The following is a 20,113-nucleotide window of genomic DNA, read 5'->3' on the forward strand; positions in this document are numbered from 1 at the left end:
TGGTGTTGGTGTCGGAGTTGGAGTTGGTGTTGGTGTCGGAGTTGGAGTTGGTGTTGGTGTCGGAGTTGGAGTTGGTGTTGGTGTCGGAGTTGGAGTTGGTGATCCTACACTGATGTCAACCTTGCTGCTATTGTTGGTGGCATCAGGGTCATTGTTGTCCGAAGTAACCGCGACGTTGTTAGAGATAGTTTTTCCGGTACTACCAGAATTTACTGTGGCTTTGAGGCTAAGGGTCGCAGTGGCATTAACAGGTAAGTTGGTTAAGTTCCAGATACCAGTAGTAGAGTCGTAAGTGCCTTGGCTGGGGGTATTTCCTGTGAGGGTGAGGTCTGTTGGCAACAAACTCGTTAGCTTGACGTTACTAGCATTGCCACCCAAAGAAATACTATTGAAAGTGTGAAGGGGAGAGTTTTTAGCGGTGACGGTATAGGTGACGGTATCTCCTTCTTTCGGTGTGGCATTGTCTACAGTCACATTCACCCCTAACTCAGCATTCAATTTCCAACCCAAATCTTGAAATACCCCAAGGATAATTGGACCGGGAGTATGGACGGCTTCTCCTGGACCTCTTCCAGCTACCATCAAGTTATTGGGGTTCCCGAATGGATAAATAGAATCTTCTAAATGACCAAAATCAAAATTGGTAGGAGATCCGGTAAGTCGGGGGCGGTTGCCACCATTGGCTGCGATCGCATTTGCACCCCCAAAGAAACCATTGCCGCTAGTTAATTGAGCGCCCAACGCAATAGAAGGGGATGGATAAGTAGGGTAAAGGCGCTCGCCAGCAATATTCTCCCGGAAAGTATCGATGATCCTGGGAGTACCGTTTAGGTACCTTCCTTGGTTGGAAGTATCCAAAAAAGAACTTGCATTAAACCCCAGTGCGTGACCGAGTTCGTGCAAGGCAACTGAAGAAAAGTCGAACTGTGTAGATACTGGTTTAGCATCAGTACCAAAATACCAGTCGGTTAAGCTATTCATCTGCACTTCAACGTCTGGATTTGCCGCACCATTAACGTCCGTGCTAGCTAACTGATTTGCCAGCGGGAACGGATATCTGATATTTGGTAACGGGGCCCCAGTAAAGTTTTGATCATCCGTCGAACGGGTGTTACCAAGAATTCCTGAACCTGAACCCAAGGATGATGACCAAGTAGCCTTAACTTCTACGTCTGCTTTTGATGTGTCAAGTAGTCGATTCCAGATATTAACTGCGTAATCAAACGCATTTTTCGCTTCAGGAGGAAATACTGTATCGTAAGTGACTTTAATCGCCAAAATTCCTTGGTAAGCCTCTTGCACCTGTGGCCCAAACGCCAAAGATGCCTCCATCTTTCCAGTGGCATACCCCAATTCCCAGTCGCCGCCTTTCTTAGCACTACCAGTCAGACTTGTAGAAGCTGCCACATTAGCCCCAGTTAGCTGACTCAACCGCTGTGCGAAAGCAGCACCCAAATCTCCCTTTGCTACGTTGCAGCCATACAGAAGAATCTCAGCATTACCTACCAGCCCCTTTGCCCATTCCTTTACCCACAGCACAAAGTCGCAATTTCGGGGGGGGGGGAAGAGACACTACACCCCGGTTTTCTTCATTTATGATATTGGTTGGGGTGAGAGCGCTCAATGTATCCAAAGTCAACATCGTATTGCCCAGTTGCAGAGAACCGACAGCGCCGTGGGATACAATGTGAACTGCTGAGAAGTGACCGCCCCGCAGTTTTTGAGCAATTTGTTCTACCCCGTTGTGATTAGAATCCAGCAGGATTACTTCTGTTCCAAGGGTAACGCCGTCAACTAGAGTCTTCCAGTCAGGCACAGCAGTATCAATAAATGCGATCGCTTTCGGAGTTTCAGCGATCGCTTTAAGAGTTTGGGAAATTTTGTGTGGCATGATCTACCTTTAGCTAGATGGAAACTGGGAAATTATGCGCTTAGGACGATCGCAATTTAAATATTCTATAGCAGTGCTTACTCCTTTTTCATTTGCTTGAATTAAACTTAATATTTTGGGGAATAAACTCAGTAAATTTGCGGAGAAAAACCTTGTTGGAAGAGACTTCGTTGTTAAATCTAAGTATTACTTAAATGAATATACTTAAATGGAAAATAAAGTAACAATGAAGTAGGGTGCGTCAGCTCGCATTATTTGCGTCACAAACTAACTATCTCAAAGCTGACGCACCACGCAACAAACGGTGTCCCGAAATTCGACTTTCCGTGCCAAAAACAGGTTAATTTGGGTTAAAGCATTTTTTCCAGAAATTGCTTGGCTCGATCGCACTTCGGGTTACTAAAAAACTCCTGCGGCGGCACATCTTCCGCCACCTTTCCCCCATCCAGAAACAAAATCCGGTGGGCGACTTCCCGCGCAAAACCCATTTCGTGAGTGACAATTGCCATTGTAATTCCCGTTTTCGTCAAAGCTTTCATCACATCTAACACTTCTTTAACCATTTCTGGATCGAGTGCAGAAGTCGGTTCGTCCATCAACAAAATTTCCGGTTCCATAGCCAAGCAGCGGGCGATCGCCACCCGCTGTTTTTGTCCCCCCGAAAGCTTAGAAGGATAAACCTCTGCCTTATCTGACAAACCGACTTTTTCCAGCAATTATAACCCCTTCAGACGCGCCTCATCCGATTCAATTTGCTTCACCTTTACAGGGGCATACATCACGTTTTCCAGCACAGTCATGTGCGGAAGTGGAAATGCTGAAAAACCATCCCCACTTTCTGGCGGATTTTCATAATATCTGCCTTCGGCAAAGTAATATCTACCTGTTGTCGCTTTAGTCGTAGCGGGTGCACCGGGCGGAATGGGAGTATTTGAAGCAACGGCGATCGCCCTGCTGTCCGATAGCTTTTCTACGGGTATAATTTTGAGTGCCGTGGCTTTGTATCGGATAATTAGCATTCTGGCGGATGTTTCGGGTGCTGCTTTGGCAAAGCTCGATCGCCAGCGCGATCGGCACAGTAAAAAAAGGTGAATTTGAAATAAAATATTTGAGGAATATAATTTGCTGCGATCGAGGAATCCCTGAATCGGGCAATGTAGTAAAAGCTATAATCAAAGTCGTGAGTGCCAACTCACAGACTTAGGTAAATTACTTGAACTTTGGCTGACTGTGTAAATCCAATCATCTCAGTGGCAGCAAATTCATCACATTACAGGTTCTTTGAAATAATGACTCTAACCTCCGGTTAGCCATGACTCATAACAACAATCGAACGACAACAATTCGTTACCTTCTAATTACATCAGGTGTACTGGCGATCGGTGGATTAGGCTATCTTGCTTATACCATGTTGCACCAACCCAACGAAGTACGCTACTACGAATCCGAACAGCAATGTATTGTAGATGCGACGAACCAAAGCAACGGGTTTACCAAAGAGCAGTGTCAGGCCCAGTTCCGGTACGCAATGCAGGAATACGAACGCATTACGCCCGTGTATCGCACGCAGCCAGAATGCCAAGAAGACACAGCAAGCATTTGCTCGCAGGTATCGAATTCCAGCGTTGCTACCCCCGGATGGCGACCAGAGTTCGGGGGCTTCTATTTCACCGATGATGTCGATGATGATGCCCCTCCAACAGTTGTCAACGGCGTCAAGGGCGGCTCCTACACGGTTTATCCAGTGCAACCCGTTTACCGATCCCACATCGGAATTGTAACTCCAGATAGAACCCAGATTACTCGTCCCCTACAGGGCATACCGCTAGATTCTCCCTACTTTTCCTCCAGTCGCGATACCCCAAATCGCCCCCCAGGCCACGCAGCTCGGGGAACCATCAAGGGACGAGGGAGCTTTGGTACTTCTGTCCGCTCCACGTCTCCTTTGGGAAGCGGAGGCAAATGACATCGATTCCGGTTGCACTCCTTATCATTGTTGAGTGTTGACTGTTGAGTGTTGACTGTTGACTGTAGAAGGAGGGGTCAAAAAAATGAAAATTGCGCGAATTATTTGTTGGCAGCTTGATTCGGCTTTACGCCCGACGATGAAGCACGGATTTGATATCATTTCGGCGCAGCCGGAATTGATATGATGCAAGCATTTTTGAGCGACGATTCATCCCAAAACTATTTTTTCTCTAGTTCTTTTCTCTGTTTTTGTAGATCCTTGAGTTCCACACCACTAGCAAGGCGCTTCAACCATGTATCCCTTTTTGTTTCAGCGACGACGCAACTGGCAGCAGCACATATTAGATAACGCCTACCAATGTCAGCCTCTTGCAGACATCAACCAACGCTACTGGGCAGAAGCCTTAGACCGTCCCTTTGGGGTGATGTTTTCGCGCCAGGAAGAGGCGAGGCTCTGGGATGCTACTGAGGCTCTTTGGGATATGTGTCGGGAGTTTTTGGACTGGTTTTTCACCGCTGATGGCCTAGAAAATCGGATGAAAAAACTCGCTATTCCCCCTGCTTTCTGGGAAGCAATTCAGGTTTCGTGGGATCGGGTTGACGAAGCAGAAGATATGTCTCTTTATACCCGTTTCGATCTTGCCGTCACTGAAGATGGAAAAATTAGCCTTCTAGAAATCAATGGCGAAACTCCTCTCTTGGGTGCAGAAACAGTCTATCAATGGCTGTGGTTAGATGACATGAAAAAATCAAGCCGAGATTTGCGATCGCTTCCCAACGATGCCAATCAGTTCAACAACTTTTGGGACGAAGTTGCGGGTCGATTCCGCACTCTAAGTCGTCATTATGATTTAAAGCAGTTCGGCCTGAGCTTGTTAATTGACGAGCATCTGTCAGAAGATACCGAGATGGCAGGACAACTGGTCGAAATTATTAATCAAGAATTGGGAAACGATCGCTTTTTCACCCAACTTGTAGGATTGCGTAACCATCTGGGCGTGGATGAAGAAGGATTTTTTGTCGATCAATTCAATAATCGGATCTTGCGGCTGTGGAAAATCGTCGATTGGCTGGATTTGCAACTCGCAAGCGAATCTTTTAACGCAGATGAAGCCCTAGCATCGCGCCTGATAGCAGGGGACGTGAAAATTATTGAACCGCTGTGGAAACAGATTTTAAGCAATAAAGGATCGATGGTGTGGATGTGGGAATTATTTGGCAACCACCCAGTGTACGCTCAATTCTTGCTACCCACTTTCTTCACGGATACTATCTCGATCGAATCCACAGCATTACTGACCCAAATGCACGTCAAAAAGCCCCTCGTCGGTCTAGAAGGTGTTGGGGTTTCTATTGAAACAGGCGATTTTGTTGCCGGAGCCGTTCACGCCCGCGAGGCGATGGGCTACGATCGTGAAGGATTCATTATTCAGTCCTATCAACCCTTGCCCGAATATTTTGGCTACCACTTCGTCGTAGGTTCCTGGATTGTTGGCGATACTCCGTCTGGCATCGTATTGCGCGGAGATACCAATCCGATTACCGGACGACATTGCTTAATCGTTCCGCATATCGTGAGCGATCGTCTGGTGAATACTTAACTTATAATCAGAAAAACTATGAAATTACAAACTCATGATGTCCGGGGAATTCCGATTCTTAGCAGTGAGTGGAGTGTAGATGAATTTATTGCCGATGAGTTGAAAATTCCCGAAGTCGCGCCTACAATTCAGGCTGGATTTATGGATCTCCTGAGCCGAGATGTGTTCTCTGAGGGAGACAGTCAGCCACTCTACGAGCATCTGCTTTCTCGCAGTTCGGAGTTCTCGTTAGAATTCATGAGTGCGATCGAACTTTGGCTGCAAGACGAATTACGGCACTACGTTGCTCTACGTAAGGTCTATCACATGGTATCAGGTTTGTCCCCAGAGGCGATCGACCAAAAAAACCAGAGTCGGGTGCATGAACTCGAACCGATCTCGTTTCTGATTGAGAACGAATTCACCATTCTAGTTGGTTTAATGTTTGACGAAATGGGTTCCGTGTGGTCTTATCACCGGGATATTAAGGAATTCTACCAACACTATGGGAACGGCTTTGCTCGCGTAGGACATTTGGTCACGCAGGATGAGGGGCGGCATTTTAGGAATGCTGCGACTCTCATCCAACATCGCCATCCCGACAAAATCGATCTGATCGAACCCTTATTAGAAAAGATTAGCGAGATCGAAGCCAGTCTTGCTTATTATCCCAAGACTTTCTTTCTCGATCACGCTCAGGAAAGAGACCGCTTCCCGAAAGATTTTAATACCCAGGTGATTCAAAGAATTCTCTCGTTTTTCTAACAGAATTATCAAGTTAATCATCGGATCAACATTATTATACTTTCCGTGGCGATCGAGCATCTGCAACCGATCGCACCCTACCGCAACTTTCTCTTTCTCCTCTAACTCTCTCTGTGTCCTCTGTGTCCTCTGCGGTTAAAAACTCTAATTCTTATATGAATTAAAGCATTTTTTCCAGAAATTGCTTGGCTCGATCGCACTTCGGGTTACTAAAAAACTCCTGCGGCGGCACATCTTCCGCCACCTTTCCGCCATCCAGAAACAAAATCCGGTGGGCGACTTCCCGCGCAAAACCCATCTCGTGAGTTACAATTGCCATTGTAATTCCCGTTTTCGTCAAAGCTTTCATCACATCTAAAACTTCTTTAACCATTTCTGGATCGAGTGCAGAAGTTGGTTCGTCCATCAACAAAATTTCCGGTTCCATAGCCAAGCAGCGGGCGATCGCCACTCGCTGTTTTTGTCCCCCCGAAAGCTTAGAAGGATAAACATCCGCCTTATCTGACAAACCCACTTTTTCCAGCAATTCTAACCCCTTCACACGCGCCTCATCCTTACCAACCTGCTTCACCTTTACAGGCGCATAGGTTACATTTTGCAGCACAGTCATGTGCGGGAACAAGTGGAAATGCTGAAAAACCATCCCCACTTTCTGGCGGATTTTCATAATATCTGCCTTCGGCAGAGTAATATCCACTCCGTCAATGTAGATGTGTCCCGAAGTCGGAATTTCCAGTAAATTCAAACACCGCAAAAAAGTAGACTTGCCGCACCCCGAAGGGCCGATAATGGCAATCACTTCTCCTTGATGAATCTCAGTAGTTATCTCCCGCAAAACCTTAAGATTGCCAAAAGATTTATACAGGCGATCGACCTTAACTGCTACTTTGGAGTCTGCGTTCGAGTACATTGGCCCCCCAAGTTAAACTAAGCACCATCAAATAATAAATTGCGCCGACAAATATCAAAGGTTCAAAGTAAATATACTTTTCTGCTCCCACAATTGTAGCGCGGCGCAGCAAGTCTTCTACACCAATTACTGAAACTAAAGCTGAATCCTTCAGCAAAGCAATACTTTCATTCACCAATGCAGGCAAGATGTTTTTCAACGCTTGCGGCAAGATAATATCGCCCATCATCAGTTTGTAGGGAACGCCAAGAGATTCTGCGGCTTCTTTTTGACCTTTATCTACGGCTTGAATTCCGGCGCGAATTGTTTCGGAAATATAAGCCCCAGAATTCAGGAAAAAAGTAATCACGCCAGCTTGCAGGGCTGATATATTATAGCCCGTAAGCTGCGGCGTTGCAAAATAAACTAAAGTCAACTGCAAAATTAGTGGTGTTCCGCGAAAAATTGAGGTGTAAGCAGTGGCAAACCAGAACAGCGGTTTAATGCTAGAAATCTTAAACAGAGACAGCACGATTCCCCAGATAAATCCGAGAAATGCCGACAGCAAGGTAAAAGTTAGCGTTACCCAAATCCCCGACAAAATATAAGGCAAACTCGGCCATATTTTGCCAAAATCTAACCCGAACTTGGAGGCTACCGCAGGCTGATTTGCTTGTGCCTGTTCTTGCGGAATCGGTCGAGAAAACCACTTAGTAGCTAATTCCTTAATTTGACCGCTGGCTTTCATTTGCTGGAGGACGCGGTTGAATTCTGGAACTAATCTCGAACCTTTGGGAAAGGCGATCGCCGAACCGCTTTCTTCAGTATTCGGAATTGTGTTAAATTCCAAGTCCGGGTTCGCTGCTGCATAACCTTTAGCGACAGTATCCTCGATCACTCCAGCCGCGATGCGGTTCGATTTAATTTCTTGAATGATATCAGGAATCCTATTGAGAGCAGCCAGTTGCACACCGGGCATTGTTTTCACAGCTTCCTGCTGAATGCTTCCGAGTTGAACGCCTACTTTTTTCCCTGCTAAATCTTCAGCTTTGGTCAAATTGCTGCCTTTATTGGCGACTATTGTATTTTGAGCTTCGTAGTAAAGGTCAGAAAAATCAACATTTTTTTTCCTTTCTGCTGTGGGAGTCATTCCAGCCATCACAAAATTGGCTCTTCCCGCCTGCAAAGCGGGAATTAAGCCGTTAAAATCCATGCCAATTACTTTCAGTTCGTAGCCCAATTTTTTAGTAATATATTTGGCAATATCGATGTCAAAACCGATAATTTCGTTGCCGCTAACAGCCGTATCTTTAAATTCATAGGGCGGGTAGTCTGGGGAAGTCGCCAGTGTTAAAGTCTTGTTGGCTTGGGCGTAGCTGGCGATCGCAATTAAGCAAAAGGCGATCGCGATCGCCGCCACCAGCATTGATTTTAATTTTAAACGTTTCATATCGAACATTGTCCTAAAAAATCCCCTCGCCCAGAAAATATACCACAAATCGGAATTAAGTCACCATTGTAAAGTTTGTACTATAAAATGAGATTCCATGTAGGTAATTTGAAATTCTTTGAGAACTGAACAGATGGTTTGGTAAGCGCCCAAAGGCATGAGCGCTTACCAGATTTAGGTTGCGTATTTTATGGAGCTGATTTTAGTATGGGAAAGGGCGATAGGTTTTAGTAAAAAGAGCGATAGCTTTGACAAAAATTTCTTCTCCAGTCTATTTATCTGGCAATAGTTCCTCACTAATTTTCTTAAATTTAGGGGATAGTGATAGAACTTTTTTCTTAATACTACCAGCAGTTTGAGGTTGATTATTCATTCCACAATGAGCAATATCATTACGCAACTCTGCCATTTGACTCCAGACACTCGCAAGTTCATCTGCTTGTGGCAAAGCTGCAAACTTTTCATTGCAACGGCTATCAAGAGGAGGGCGAGGATGAGGTCTATTCTGTTCAACTGCATTATTTAGAGCAGCTTCTACATACTTGCGACCTCTTGAATAATCGAACATGGGTTCACCAAATCGCAGCGCTAAGATAGAAACCAACCACTCACGTGCTAAAGTGACTGCTTGTACTAATTGATCTCGGTCAATGTACCATTGAATCATCTGCAATTGTAGTCGCAGATTCTCGCTTAATGCTGCTTCATCTTTAGGATTTTCGAGAGCAAATTGTCCGTACTGTTGAACTACCTTGTCTGATAAAAGTGAAAATGGTTTAGCTCTATCGGCAAAACTTGGTGCAGCTTCCTTGAGAATTTGTTCTAACTTAGTAGCCGATTGCATCGTCTCAATAGGTCTAGTTACACTTAAAGCTAGAGAGATATTCTCAATTGCTTCAACCGACTTTTTAAGATTGTTTCTAATTTGTCTGCTAGATGGAATTTCGCTTTGTTCAGAATTAGATGGTATAGCACTTTTAAGTAACTTAGCTAGTTCTCGTCCGTCTCCTATTTTGACAAATTGATTAGTGGCTGTAATCCAATCAATCATTGACACAAATTCAGATAGGTCAATGACAGGCGCTGGCACGTTATTTTTGCTGTCGCTTAACTCAGGAGCACCATAGTAAATAGCTGCAATTGTTACGTTTTTAGCCGCTTTGAGGTAAGCAGCGAATAAAAAGACGAGAAAAGGGAGCGATCGGAGTCCGTGAGTAATATCAAAAATTACGCGATCATCTTCATCAACATATTGAGTGATGATTTTAAAAGTTTCCCACATTTCCTCCGTAGTTCTACAAGTTGGGATATCAATCGGCTTGATACGCGCATCTCCTAGTGCTTCTAATAGAGGCCAAGTAGTTGCTTTTGCTTCTTCTGTGACGCACACTAACATAGTGTCATATTCACAAAACTGGTGCAGTGCTTCAGCAAATACTTGACCCTTATAGGTGTGATCGCTATGGCTGTAAATAGTTTCTCGTGGAGATTTACCTAAAAATGTAATAATCTTTGTTTGAATCATGGGTAATCTCCTTAATCTAGTTTTACAATTGTTTGACCCATTCCTAAACGGGTTTTAATTCCCGTACCTGCATAATGGCTGTATTGAACCAGCAAATTAGCAACATTAGCCAGCAAAGCATCAGTGCGGTAAGGAATTTGCAGTGTTACTTGGCCAACAAACCCGTTTACATAGGCTCTCGGCAACTGGTGCGATCGCGTTTGAATCTTGTGGTGTTTTAATAAAACAGCCTGACTCAAATAAGCGATTAATTCATCACTCCCCAAATAAACAGGAGCAAAGTGATTCCATCTTTCTAACCAACTGCGAAACATCTGATGGGGAACGGGTAAAGCTAAGTGCGCCGAACCTTGTGCGAAAGCAGTCGGAGTTGTAAATTTAATGTAGAAGCGGCGGACGGGTTCTGGTTCATTGGCTACAAGTTCTGTGTAAAGTTGTTCGTAGCTGGTGATTTCATCTTCTCGATTAATTATATCAAATTTAGCACCTAGAAATTCGAGAGATGGTGAGAGATTCAGGGAGGCGATCGCTTTTGCAGCATTTTCCTGCAAGCCAGATAAAGACAAGGTATAAAACTCATCAGGTGTAAACGTCTGAAAATCTTTTGAAACTTGGTAGAAACCCTGAATTCCTGAAAAACTTACAGAAGGTACAACCTCACTCCCGATTTCTAAGTTTAATCGGCGATGCAACTCCTTCACCAATTCTAAATGGTAAGCGCGCGGCAAAAGAGCGGGTTCGGATACAGTTAATGTCCAGGTAGAACGAATTAGCATGGCTTAAACTTTACCCATCCAGGTACATATTTGATATCGCCCTTATGATCTACAACAGTCCGCCGCGATTTTGGTGCTTCAAAACCCGGTGCTTTGATTCCGCAAGTATCACGGATTTCTGCTACCAATTTCTCATCAAGACATAAACTAACCGTAGTTCCCAACATTCCGCTTGCCCAACCAACCCTTAAGCTATAAGGGCACTCAGTCGGTTCGTATAGTTCCTGAATATAGCTGAAATTTAAGTCTTTACCTTGAGAGAGATTATTTTTGATATCCTCCCAATAATCATGCTCAGCATCCCATTGCTCTTGAGCGAAATCTCGACAAATTTTCAGCAATTCATCCAGATTTTTAAACGGTATTTTCATCCCTTCGCTATGAGTGAACCATTGCAGCATTTCCGTATCCAGACTCAGGGTGAATTCAGTTTGCACGTTGCGAACCATTTCGGCATAAATGGAAGCGCGATATTTGGCTTTATAATCTGGGAAGCGGCTGGAGACAATGACTTCAGCAACTATAGGTAAGTTAAAAAATACATTTTTTCCTTGCTTAGTGACTTTTTTGAATTCTAGCAAAGGCTGAGAATCGGTGACTTTAATGGCTCGCATGAAGTCGGTGTTCGGCCCGATTTTGCTATTAACCGATCGCCCTTGATAGGATAGCTCAAAATCAGTGAATAAACTATCCATGAATAGTTCATCATCTAAAATTTTTTGTTTGTGTTTATTTGCGACTTCCCCTCTACCAAGTTTTTCTCGTAATTGGAGTTCTATTACACTCAGTCTGGCAGATTCTGGGAGTTGATATTTGTTTTCATGTTTCAGAAGGTGGTAGGCGATCGCAGTTCTAATTGCCCCCTTAATCGACGAACCGGGAATATACAATTGTCCCATGCCATTGCGAATCATCGGACGCAAATCTGTCACCGAATTTTCAGTCCATTTATGACTGACGGCAATTTCAGGAAAAATGCTATCGCCATCTTCACCTGTAGCATTCCACCATTGATCGCCCAAAACATCTTCAAGCAATTTAGTAATATTTTTGGACTCTTCAATAGTACGAATATAATCGTCCAATCGACCCCCTTGATACAGCACTTTTGCTAAAGCTTCCCGATCTGGGAGATATACCCTTTTAGATGTCTGGACATATTCAAAAGGATTCAAGCGCGAGACTTCTGAGCCGATATGTAAAATAGGACTTGTTAGCTGAATCCGCTTTGATTCCGAAGCTTCAGGTTTTTTGATGGCAAGGTGAGAAGTAGCAGTCATGATATTTATTCACTCTTGACTTTGATAGGGAGACTTAAACTAATGCCGCTGCGGTAGATCGGATGATTTTTAGGTTTCTTAGTTTGTTTATCTATTAATTGATGAGGCGTAACGTCAGCAATTTTTCCTAACGGCGGCGACGAAAAAACCGAACCTTCCACAAACATTCGCAGCATTTTGCGCCGTAGCTGTTGCCCTGAAATCCAACCTCCTCGCTCTATAGTTTCATAGCAAGCATCTTTATCTTCGGTTATCAAATGCTTTAGCGCTGACAAATCATCATCCCAGAATAAACTTATTAGACTGTAATGACTTGCCTTGAAATCCACTACTTTTTGCCAAAATTCAGGTAACGACAACCATTCAACCTCAAAGTGTCCTGCACCGCTGCTGCGTTCGCCTCCTATTCCTTCTTCACCAAGCAGTTGTAAAGCAGCATAGAGTTGATTTTCTAAGGTTTCGTCCTTCTGATAAAAGTTGAGCAGGAAGTACAAACCCGATAGACTTTTGATATCGTTACCATTTTGCTCCCATTGGAATTGCACAAAACCTGTATGATAAAAGTTGGTTGCTCTAGTAACGCGGTCTACTGCTATTTTGGGTTCTTGACCGATTTTAAAGGCTTCTTTATAGCTAAAAGTTCCCTGTTCGTGCAAAAAGCCATCAGATTTTTTCTTGTTAGTCTCCTTAATTAGTTCTTGTCTGTCCTCACTGGTAAATCCTTCTCCTTGATACCATTTATGCCACACTTCTAAAGGCAGATAATTAATCTTTTTGTAAGCCTTGAAAAATTCTAAGTCTCCGTCACCAGCAGGGTAGTTAGCGGGAAACTTTAAAGGACGCGGCAAATAGTAAATATCGCGATCGTCGTGATGGCGATAGACAAACGTCGAACTCATCGTTACGGATGGCTGCGGGTTGAGAAACCGCTGCAATACTTTCTCAAAGTCATCCTTCTTAAATAATCGAGCGCAAGCACTAATCCAAGCACTAAATAGAGTGTCAGAACGCACGCGATCGCTCGTCTCCTCCATCCCAATTCCCAATTCCCCAAAATGAGCGGGAGAGTTGCCAAAATTGAGTTTAACTAATCTCCAGTTATTCATGCTTCGCCCCCATTTCCTGGTAGCAATCGCTGCTGAATTTCATCGCGGAAGCGGCCGAAGTTTTCGAGAAGTGCTTCTGTATTAGCCACGGGTTGAATTGGGGGCAAACCTGATTCTCCGCTGGCTATCTGACGGTATTGATTTAAACTGCGAAAAGAAAACTTAAAATCGGCGAATTTGACTTTGCCATAGCCGCGAGAACCGTGTCCGCCGAGAGCATCATCTTCTAATAATGCAAGTGCGATCGCCAGATTCTGCAAATCCTCAATAGCTTGAGAAGCATCTTCAACCGTGTATATCAGTTCAAACTGAAATTTTGACCCAGCAGGAACCCTTTCTACTTGTCTGGGATTGGCTGCTGCTGTAATGCGATCGATACCGTTTTCAAACTTCCACTCTGTCATGTAGAGTCCGGTATTTACCCTCTCAAGTTTTTCCGCAGATTCCCTCTGTAAATGACAGTCCCGAACAATCAAACGTGCTGTCGCGTTCCGTCCTTTAACTTTAGTGTATGATTCTCCAATTTTTCCTTCCCTTTCTTCTACAAAACTCCCCACTCTACTGCCATTATTAGCTTTAGCAATTCTTCGCTTGGGACTGTCTTTCACTGCTTCTAATTGCTCTGCCTCTACGGCATCAGTTTTCACCCAACAATCTACCCCCGTAGATCCAAAGACGCGACAAACTTTGCAAGTTTGAGCGCCATCGTAAAAAATTAGCAGAGGTGGTTTTTCCCTTCCCTGTTTAACTTCTGAAAATCCATCGACTAAATCATCGCTTTCGTACCGATAAGTACCGCTTCCTCCTGGTCTGTTAACTGGCTTGTTTTCCAATCTTTCTAAAATTGAACGCAGTTTGCCTTTAATTGATGAGCCAGGTAAGTAAGGGTGTTGAGTTAAAGGGTCGCGAATGACAGGTTTATCAAGTCCTCCGATATCGAGACTTTCTCCCCCTCCACCAATGTGCAATCCGGTTTCTACATTCAGCGTACTGGTAATGCGAACTTTACCGAGTAAAGGTTTTTGTGTAAGAGATACAGGCATAGCTATTTTCCACCTTCTGCTTTGTGATAGGCAATAATTGATTCAATCAGTTGAACGAGACGCTCAAAATCTTCGGTGCTGTGTACTTTGTCGATCGCCGGTGACATCACATCACTCATGGGTTTTGCAGCTTTTTGTCTGGCTGCGGCGTAGGCTAGTTTTGGTTTGAGGAGAACTACTTCAGTTTCTATTTTGGAAAAGTCATATGTTTGAGCCAAAGTGACTTTCATCTTGTTCACAGCGTCGAGGAACTTGCGAACCTGATTAGTTTCTAATCGTTGCTGCTTCAAATAAGGACCAAACTCCTCGGCGTGTTTAACCAAGTCACGAATCGGATAAGTTTTTAAACTTTCTAATCCAGTAATTCTTTTGACTATCCTTTTCGTAATTTCTAAAGGCGGTTCAGTGGACATAACCGTCTTGTCTGCCGAGGTGTGTAGTTGTTTTTTTTCCTCTATATTTCCAGGATTAGGGAGATTTAGAGAATTGACTTTTTTAGGTGGTTCAGGCATTTTGATATTAACGGTTTAGTAGTTCAAGCCAAGTTGCGATAGCCCTAAAATAAGGCGCGTTGTACGGATTTTTCAGAGAAGTTCGCACGGGCAAAAAATAATCATCTTCTTCTTGGACTTTATTGCTGGGAAGTCGCGCCAGAGTGTAAACTATCTTTGGCAAATGTAAGTAATAGCGAATTTCCCTCTGTTGCTCTTCCGCTAGATCCTGAATTTTTTTTAGCATATTTTCTTGAAGTTCAGCAGTCAATAATAGGTTGCGAATAAAACTCCGCGAGTAGTTGATCTCTCGATTATTCAGTCGAGCGACAAGGGGAAATATACCCCACAAATCAGGTTTAGATTCTGGACTTAAGTAGTCTCTAATCTCCTGGTCTATGACAGCCCAGTTTTCTTGAATTCCCAACCATTCATCCCATTTAAACTTACCTCCAAACAAACCCAAACTATCGCGACCATTGCCTTTAGCAGCTTCTTCTGCCTCGCCCGATGTTTTAGCCGCTTGATAGAGAGGAAATTTAGCACTATCAATGCTAATTCCCCCAGATAATGTAATATCTGAATTTTTTCCCGTATAAGCTCGGAAACACTGGTAAACGTCAAAGGCAAATTCAACTATCTCATTCCATGCACCGCTGACAAATAGATCGTCGCCACCCGCGTAAATGAAGAGGAGATTTGGGCGGTCGCCCTCGGTTAAACATTTTGCCTTCTCTAAAATATTAACACTGTTTCGAGTTTCTAGTAAATTCTCCTTGCGGTTTTTTGCCAAACTATTGAGATAGACTTTAAAGAAGTAACTCATTTGGCGAGAAAGTCCAGCCAATCTTGGTAAAGTTTGATTTTCACCCAAACCCTCAGCAAAAATCCGCCCCAGTCTATCTACATCCATCCGCAAGTAACCAACTCTAGGAATCGCTCCTGCTTCCTTGGCTTTCTCTGCCATTTCACCTGCTCGGATAAAACCCGATTCTTCTTCGTTTCGCTGAGCATAGTTTCCCAATAACAACGGTACAGTATTATGTTTGTGATATTTTTTTAAGTCCCAATTGTTAACGAGTAAGACTGTTTCATCATCTTTAGCTACTTGTAAGGCTAGTTCGCCTTCTTGAAAAAAGTAGTAATAAAAATTTGGCAAATAAATTCTTTGGACTCCGCCTTTAATATTCGATCGCTTAGAGCGCACTATTGCCTTAACATCAAACAATTCATCCCCCAGCTCAAACATGGTACGACACATCCAACAAGCACGAGACGAATCAGGATCAAAGCGATTTAAAATTTTGAGACTTTGCAAATCATCGCGATTGCAAACTCGGCAAGGTTCATGACTCGGTTTGGGTTGGATAAAGTCATGAATGTGACCTTCAAACTTGCGGAGTTTCTGCTTGGCGAGGTTCTTGGTTACTTGTGTCCAGAGAGCGGCAAATTCTTTAGTTTTTAGAGCTGTAGTTCGCACAGGTAAATAATCAAGAGCTAAAAATAGTTTACCTTGAAAAGTATTTTTTAGCCACGTATTAAATCGCTCTCGAATCCTACCTAAAGCAGCTTGAACCTTTCTCGTATCGTTTGATGCCAGCAAATATAAATTACCGCCACCCGCATAAATAACATTAGTACGGGGTAACTTTAACTCTTCCAAAAGCTGCTGAACAATTTCTTCAGTGACTAATTCGAGATAAAAACTTCGAGCGCGGAGGGATTTCAGCGCACCGTCAGAAGCAATGGTGTAAATAAACTTTTGGATTCCCGATAAATCGCCGGCAATTAAACCGATCGCAATTGCATCAGGATTGTCAACCAAAGCAGAGGCTACCGCAGCAGTCGATCGCGCCATATCTATCAAAGCAATATTCCCCTCGCCAAAGCTGAGACAAGAACCGTACTTCTCTAAAATCAGAGTTAGCAGTGATAAGTTTTTGCAGTCTTGTTCCCGAAGATTTTTTAACTCTTTTTTGACATTTTCTTTATATTCTTCTAAATCGGGAGGTTTTGTCAATGGATAAGGAATCGACGGGTAAGAATTATCGCTAGCGTCGATCGCCACTGCCGGACAATAGTGGGATTTAAAATCTCTGTTTTTGCTATCTGGAAACTTGACATCATCAAATAGCAACCCCAAGTAACTTATTTCGGGCTTTTTCCATGACAATAATTCTTTCGCTTTAGTCACTGCTGGATGTTCATTAAAAAACTGACATTGAGCGGGTAATTTAGCCTTATTAGCCCAATCTGCTAAAGCGCAGATAGCTTGCTGAATAACTTGGAGAGCAACTTCTTGTGATGTCATATCTAAAATTTCCTCAATTACCTAGCGAACTATCAATCAACTAAGTCACCCAAATTATACTCAGGATTGTGAGTAATAGCAATTACATATTTCCCCAATTTGGGATCGAAAACTCCAACTGCACCGTAAAGATGAGAAACTTTGTGAACCAAAACACAAGCTACAGGTACAGATGCCGGCCCATTAATTTTAATTAGCGGCCCTCCCGACAATTCTCCAGAATTGCTCATTTCTGCCAAACGAGCCGCCGCATCTCGCACAATTTGGTCGTTTTGAGCAGCTTCTCCAAATCCAATTTTTAACACTTCACCCTGAAGTTCAATCTTGTAAGTAGTCATCAGCTATTCCCACTCGATCTCCCGGATTATTGCATACTATCGGAAACACCCCCTTCCGATCGCCCTTACCCTATAAAACACAATTTAAATCCCTCAACCCACCATGAACCCAACATTTCGCAATCCGCCACACCCCAGACTCCTAGAGGATTTCGCCAACGGAACTCTCGACCAAATGCAAAATCTCACCCGCGCCATCAGGTTATGGGTTTTGGTAAGTTGGCTGTACAGCGACGAGGGATATATTGCCCTTAGCAGCCCCTTTACCTATGCTGATTGGCGCGAAGCTTTCTTTGGCAAAAATTACAAAGATGAAAAGCAGGAAGATATTCTTAACTATTCAGACCCTAATTGTGCTTGCAACAAAACAACGGAACAGTGGTTGACAAAATGGAATGTATCTGTAAACGAGTGGCGGCATTCTTTGCAAAAACAAATAGCTATTGCCGGTGCTGATTTAGACAAGCTCTTAGCAGAGAAGTTATTCGCTCAGGTGCGAAAATCGCTGCAAAATGACTTCGATTTCTTGGTAAGTCGGAATTTGCTGCAACGGTTAACCAGCGTGACGGGTAGAAGTAAAAACTACCGCCGAGTTGACACAATACCGCCATTTTCCAGCCCAACAGAAAACCCCAATACAGACAGCAATTTGACTCCAAAAACACAGGCTTATCTCGCTGCTACTTTGGGGATGTTTAGTTTTCTAGACCCAAGTTTGCCTTTATTAGCCGACCAATTTTCAGAAGAGGTAGTTGATGAAGATAATCACCGCGTCTTTTTGTACGTTGATTATCTCGTACCCGAATCCAGTCCCATGCAAGATGCTGTCGATCAATTTCAGAGCGAGTTGCAGGAAATGTGGGATTCTCAAAATATCGCTCCTTTGCTATTAACTTATCGCAGCGCTCATCAAAATCTGATTAAAGAGTGCGTTGTTTATCCTGTTTGTATTTACTTTATGGATCGAGCTAAATATTTGTGTGCCTACGGCAGCACCCCGAGAGGTGAAATTAATTGGTACAAATATCGGCTCGATCGCATTATTTCAAAACGTCTAGAATCCTTGGATTGGCAAGATTCTCGGGTTCCCCAATTACTCAAGGAAAAATATCAGGAAAATAACCTGCCCACTCCCAAAACAGTTAACGATATGTTAAAAGAAGCTTGGGGCTGCGATTTTTATAAAGAAACTGCGCTGATGGTATTGCGGTTCGATCGCACTTTTCATCAAAGTTATATGCAGGGAATCAGCATTCACCATACTTTTACCGCCATAGACTGCGATCGCGCCGCCACATTAATCAAACAGTATACTCCCAACCCAGAACATCGATCGGCACTTTTACAAATCCTCCAGTCTCGCCCAACCGACGATGCTTACTACCAAGTCACTTACCGAGTGACAGACTACTACCCGCTGAGGTGGTTGCGCGCTTTGGGTTCAGAAGTCGAAATTCTGCTACCTTGGGACTTGCGACAGAAAATGGCCGTAGAAATCCAAAAAACTCGGAACTTGTACCAATAGTCTTTTGCTCGATAATTATCCAAGCTATTGTGGAAAACTTGCTGATTTCTGTGGAAAACCCTCCTTTTCCTGTGGAAAACTGCCACTCAATTAAGTGCGATCGCTCTAATCCCCTCGATAGCATTTAAAAAATTAGAGGAATTGCGATCGCAAAAATCGCCTTCCTCCTTCATCCCTCAAGCTGCTGTTTGCTGGGGATACACCCTACATTTTTTCTCCTTCCTGCTTCCTCTTTCCTTCTTCCTTCTCTTGAGAATCGTAGCTAATTTGGTCGGATTGGTAAGCTGGTGGCTCAACGTGAATTAAGATGCGTACAGGGCTGAAACGTTCTTCCAAACGGGCTTCAACTTCTTCTGTAATCCGGTGAGCTGTTTCTACATCGACAGCATCGACAATCATGTGCATTTCAATAAATACTTGACGCCCTACAACGCCACGGGAGGCGATCGAGTGGCAGTTGACAACCCCCGGTACATCGATCGCGATCGCATGAATAATCTCAGGTGCGATCGCCATTTCATCCACCAACCAAGGCAGATTTTCCCTTAAAACCTTCCAACCGCTGCTAAATACCAAAACAGCCACAGGAAAAGACAAAAACACATCCAGATATTGTAATTGAGGTATATTCCAAACCTGCCCTTGCCAAACACCAATCAACCCGCCGATCACCATAATTGTCACCCAAACATCGCTCATCGTGTGCTGAGCGTCAGCCACTAAAATCGCGCTACCGAGACGTTGGCCAACTCTGCGCTCGTAAAAAGTGACAAAAATATTAATCCCCAGTACAATCAGCAAAATCCACAGTTCATTTGGCGATATTTTGACAACTGTGCCACCTTTGAGCAGCCTTTCGACAGCACCGCTGAGAATTTCAAAACAGGCAATTCCCAGAAAAGCAGCAATTCCCAGAGCTCCGAGAGCATCAAATTTTTGGTGTCCGTAAGGATGATTGCGATCGGGCTGCGGATTGGCATAATGATTAGTTACCAATCCTAAAATATTATTAGCGCTGTCCGTGACGCTGTGCAAAGCATCTGCCAGCAAACTGAGGGAACCAGTCAGCCATCCCACGGCTGCTTTAATTGCCATCACCAGCAAATTTAGTAATAAAGTAATTATTAAAACCTTGCGGACTTCGGAACGGTTATCGGCAACCATAAAATCTCCTC

The 20,113-nt window shown here is 43.7% G+C and carries 20 protein-coding genes; 5 read left to right on the forward strand and 15 right to left on the reverse strand.

Annotated elements, in window-relative coordinates:
- The 4 genes from QUB08_RS20165 to QUB08_RS20180 all read right to left on the reverse strand — a co-directional run.
- A partial coding sequence (locus QUB08_RS20165) for a DUF4347 domain-containing protein (protein WP_333226469.1) occupies nucleotides 1–1,539 on the reverse strand: 1,539 nt, incomplete at its 3' end.
- Nucleotides 1,499–1,891 (reverse strand): DUF4347 domain-containing protein, encoded by a 393-nt coding sequence (locus QUB08_RS20170; RefSeq protein ID WP_333226471.1) that lies wholly within the window; start codon nucleotides 1,889–1,891, stop codon nucleotides 1,499–1,501. The genes QUB08_RS20165 and QUB08_RS20170, both read right to left, overlap by 41 nt.
- Before the next feature lie 350 nt (nucleotides 1,892–2,241).
- A complete protein-coding gene (locus QUB08_RS20175; RefSeq protein WP_333226474.1) occupies nucleotides 2,242–2,607 on the reverse strand; it encodes an ATP-binding cassette domain-containing protein in 366 nt (121 codons plus the stop codon).
- Nucleotides 2,608–2,910 (reverse strand): hypothetical protein, encoded by a 303-nt coding sequence (locus QUB08_RS20180; protein ID WP_333226476.1) that lies wholly within the window; start codon nucleotides 2,908–2,910, stop codon nucleotides 2,608–2,610.
- Nucleotides 2,911–2,927: 17 nt separating this feature from the next.
- Here QUB08_RS20180 and QUB08_RS20185 point away from each other — a divergent pair, with 17 nt between their 5' ends.
- The 4 genes from QUB08_RS20185 (at nucleotide 2,928) to QUB08_RS20200 (ending at nucleotide 6,204) form a co-directional block, all read left to right on the forward strand.
- Complete coding sequence (locus tag QUB08_RS20185; RefSeq protein ID WP_333226478.1) at nucleotides 2,928–3,095, forward strand: hypothetical protein; 168 nt, start codon at nucleotides 2,928–2,930, stop codon at nucleotides 3,093–3,095.
- 108 nt (nucleotides 3,096–3,203) lie between these two features.
- Nucleotides 3,204–3,857: a DUF1190 domain-containing protein gene (locus QUB08_RS20190; RefSeq protein ID WP_333226480.1), complete on the forward strand. Its 654-nt coding sequence runs from the start codon at nucleotides 3,204–3,206 to the stop codon at nucleotides 3,855–3,857.
- A 295-nt stretch (nucleotides 3,858–4,152) separates the two neighbouring features.
- Entirely contained in the window at nucleotides 4,153–5,460 is a 1,308-nt protein-coding gene (locus tag QUB08_RS20195) for a glutathionylspermidine synthase family protein (RefSeq protein ID WP_333226482.1), read from the forward strand.
- An 18-nt stretch (nucleotides 5,461–5,478) separates the two neighbouring features.
- Complete coding sequence (locus QUB08_RS20200; protein ID WP_333226484.1) at nucleotides 5,479–6,204, forward strand: hypothetical protein; 726 nt, start codon at nucleotides 5,479–5,481, stop codon at nucleotides 6,202–6,204.
- Between the two features lie 160 nt (nucleotides 6,205–6,364).
- Here the strand turns inward: QUB08_RS20200 and QUB08_RS20205 are convergent, their stop codons facing one another.
- From QUB08_RS20205 to QUB08_RS20250, 10 genes are all read right to left on the reverse strand, one after another.
- On the reverse strand, nucleotides 6,365–7,114 hold the full coding sequence (locus QUB08_RS20205; RefSeq protein WP_333226485.1) for an amino acid ABC transporter ATP-binding protein: 750 nt from the start codon (nucleotides 7,112–7,114) through the stop codon (nucleotides 6,365–6,367).
- Nucleotides 7,080–8,543, reverse strand: coding sequence for an ABC transporter substrate-binding protein/permease (locus QUB08_RS20210; protein ID WP_333226487.1), 1,464 nt, complete (start codon nucleotides 8,541–8,543; stop codon nucleotides 7,080–7,082). The genes QUB08_RS20205 and QUB08_RS20210 overlap by 35 nt, the downstream gene beginning before the upstream one ends.
- Nucleotides 8,544–8,814: 271 nt before the next feature.
- On the reverse strand, nucleotides 8,815–10,068 hold the full coding sequence (gene csx2 / locus QUB08_RS20215; protein WP_333226489.1) for a TIGR02221 family CRISPR-associated protein: 1,254 nt from the start codon (nucleotides 10,066–10,068) through the stop codon (nucleotides 8,815–8,817).
- Between the two features lie 11 nt (nucleotides 10,069–10,079).
- Nucleotides 10,080–10,844, reverse strand: a complete 765-nt coding sequence (gene cas6 / locus QUB08_RS20220) for a CRISPR system precrRNA processing endoribonuclease RAMP protein Cas6 (protein ID WP_333226491.1) — start codon at nucleotides 10,842–10,844, stop codon at nucleotides 10,080–10,082.
- Nucleotides 10,838–12,124, reverse strand: coding sequence for a type III-A CRISPR-associated RAMP protein Csm5 (csm5, locus tag QUB08_RS20225; RefSeq protein WP_333226493.1), 1,287 nt, complete (start codon nucleotides 12,122–12,124; stop codon nucleotides 10,838–10,840). Before csm5 ends, cas6 begins: the two co-directional genes overlap by 7 nt.
- Before the next feature lie 5 nt (nucleotides 12,125–12,129).
- The gene (csm4, locus tag QUB08_RS20230) at nucleotides 12,130–13,230 is read right to left on the reverse strand and encodes a type III-A CRISPR-associated RAMP protein Csm4 (RefSeq protein WP_333226495.1); all 1,101 of its coding nucleotides are present in this window, start codon (nucleotides 13,228–13,230) and stop codon (nucleotides 12,130–12,132) included.
- Entirely contained in the window at nucleotides 13,227–14,216 is a 990-nt protein-coding gene (csm3, locus tag QUB08_RS20235) for a type III-A CRISPR-associated RAMP protein Csm3 (RefSeq protein ID WP_445300939.1), read from the reverse strand. Before csm3 ends, csm4 begins: the two co-directional genes overlap by 4 nt.
- 59 nt (nucleotides 14,217–14,275) lie before the next feature.
- Entirely contained in the window at nucleotides 14,276–14,686 is a 411-nt protein-coding gene (gene csm2 / locus QUB08_RS20240; protein WP_333226499.1) for a type III-A CRISPR-associated protein Csm2, read from the reverse strand.
- A 106-nt stretch (nucleotides 14,687–14,792) separates the two neighbouring features.
- Nucleotides 14,793–17,075 carry a type III-A CRISPR-associated protein Cas10/Csm1 gene (gene cas10, locus QUB08_RS20245; RefSeq protein ID WP_333226501.1) on the reverse strand — a complete coding sequence of 761 codons (2,283 nt, stop codon included), beginning with the start codon at nucleotides 17,073–17,075 and terminating at the stop codon, nucleotides 14,793–14,795.
- A gap of 32 nt (nucleotides 17,076–17,107) precedes the next feature.
- Entirely contained in the window at nucleotides 17,108–17,413 is a 306-nt protein-coding gene (locus QUB08_RS20250; protein WP_333226503.1) for a CRISPR-associated protein Csx3, read from the reverse strand.
- 103 nt (nucleotides 17,414–17,516) lie between these two features.
- Between QUB08_RS20250 and QUB08_RS20255 the strand changes: the two genes are divergently transcribed.
- A complete protein-coding gene (locus QUB08_RS20255; RefSeq protein ID WP_333226505.1) occupies nucleotides 17,517–18,938 on the forward strand; it encodes a TIGR03985 family CRISPR-associated protein in 1,422 nt (473 codons plus the stop codon).
- A 204-nt stretch (nucleotides 18,939–19,142) separates the two neighbouring features.
- On the opposite strand, the gene QUB08_RS20260 is transcribed toward QUB08_RS20255, so the two are convergent.
- Entirely contained in the window at nucleotides 19,143–20,102 is a 960-nt protein-coding gene (locus QUB08_RS20260; RefSeq protein WP_333226507.1) for a cation diffusion facilitator family transporter, read from the reverse strand.
- Nucleotides 20,103–20,113: the final 11 nt, after the last annotated feature.

It is taken from the genome of Microcoleus sp. BR0-C5, from assembly GCF_036705045.1.
Lineage (GTDB): Bacteria > Cyanobacteriota > Cyanobacteriia > Cyanobacteriales > Microcoleaceae > Microcoleus.

Bases quoted from the DNA above. Each gene is read 5' to 3' on its own strand.
- QUB08_RS20180 (WP_333226476.1), bottom strand. From the start codon at position 2,910: ATGCTAATTATCCGATACAAAGCCACGGCACTCAAAATTATACCCGTA.
- csm2 (WP_333226499.1), bottom strand. From the start codon at position 14,686: ATGTCCACTGAACCGCCTTTAGAAATTACGAAAAGGATAGTCAAAAGA.
- QUB08_RS20195 (WP_333226482.1), top strand. From the start codon at position 4,153: ATGTATCCCTTTTTGTTTCAGCGACGACGCAACTGGCAGCAGCACATA.
- QUB08_RS20255 (WP_333226505.1), top strand. From the start codon at position 17,517: ATGAACCCAACATTTCGCAATCCGCCACACCCCAGACTCCTAGAGGAT.
- QUB08_RS20205 (WP_333226485.1), bottom strand. From the start codon at position 7,114: ATGTACTCGAACGCAGACTCCAAAGTAGCAGTTAAGGTCGATCGCCTG.
- cas10 (WP_333226501.1), bottom strand. From the start codon at position 17,075: ATGACATCACAAGAAGTTGCTCTCCAAGTTATTCAGCAAGCTATCTGC.
- QUB08_RS20250 (WP_333226503.1), bottom strand. From the start codon at position 17,413: ATGACTACTTACAAGATTGAACTTCAGGGTGAAGTGTTAAAAATTGGA.
- csm4 (WP_333226495.1), bottom strand. From the start codon at position 13,230: ATGAATAACTGGAGATTAGTTAAACTCAATTTTGGCAACTCTCCCGCT.
- QUB08_RS20260 (WP_333226507.1), bottom strand. From the start codon at position 20,102: ATGGTTGCCGATAACCGTTCCGAAGTCCGCAAGGTTTTAATAATTACT.
- QUB08_RS20170 (WP_333226471.1), bottom strand. From the start codon at position 1,891: ATGCCACACAAAATTTCCCAAACTCTTAAAGCGATCGCTGAAACTCCG.
- cas6 (WP_333226491.1), bottom strand. From the start codon at position 10,844: ATGCTAATTCGTTCTACCTGGACATTAACTGTATCCGAACCCGCTCTT.
- csx2 (WP_333226489.1), bottom strand. From the start codon at position 10,068: ATGATTCAAACAAAGATTATTACATTTTTAGGTAAATCTCCACGAGAA.
- QUB08_RS20200 (WP_333226484.1), top strand. From the start codon at position 5,479: ATGAAATTACAAACTCATGATGTCCGGGGAATTCCGATTCTTAGCAGT.
- QUB08_RS20210 (WP_333226487.1), bottom strand. From the start codon at position 8,543: ATGAAACGTTTAAAATTAAAATCAATGCTGGTGGCGGCGATCGCGATC.
- csm5 (WP_333226493.1), bottom strand. From the start codon at position 12,124: ATGACTGCTACTTCTCACCTTGCCATCAAAAAACCTGAAGCTTCGGAA.
- QUB08_RS20190 (WP_333226480.1), top strand. From the start codon at position 3,204: ATGACTCATAACAACAATCGAACGACAACAATTCGTTACCTTCTAATT.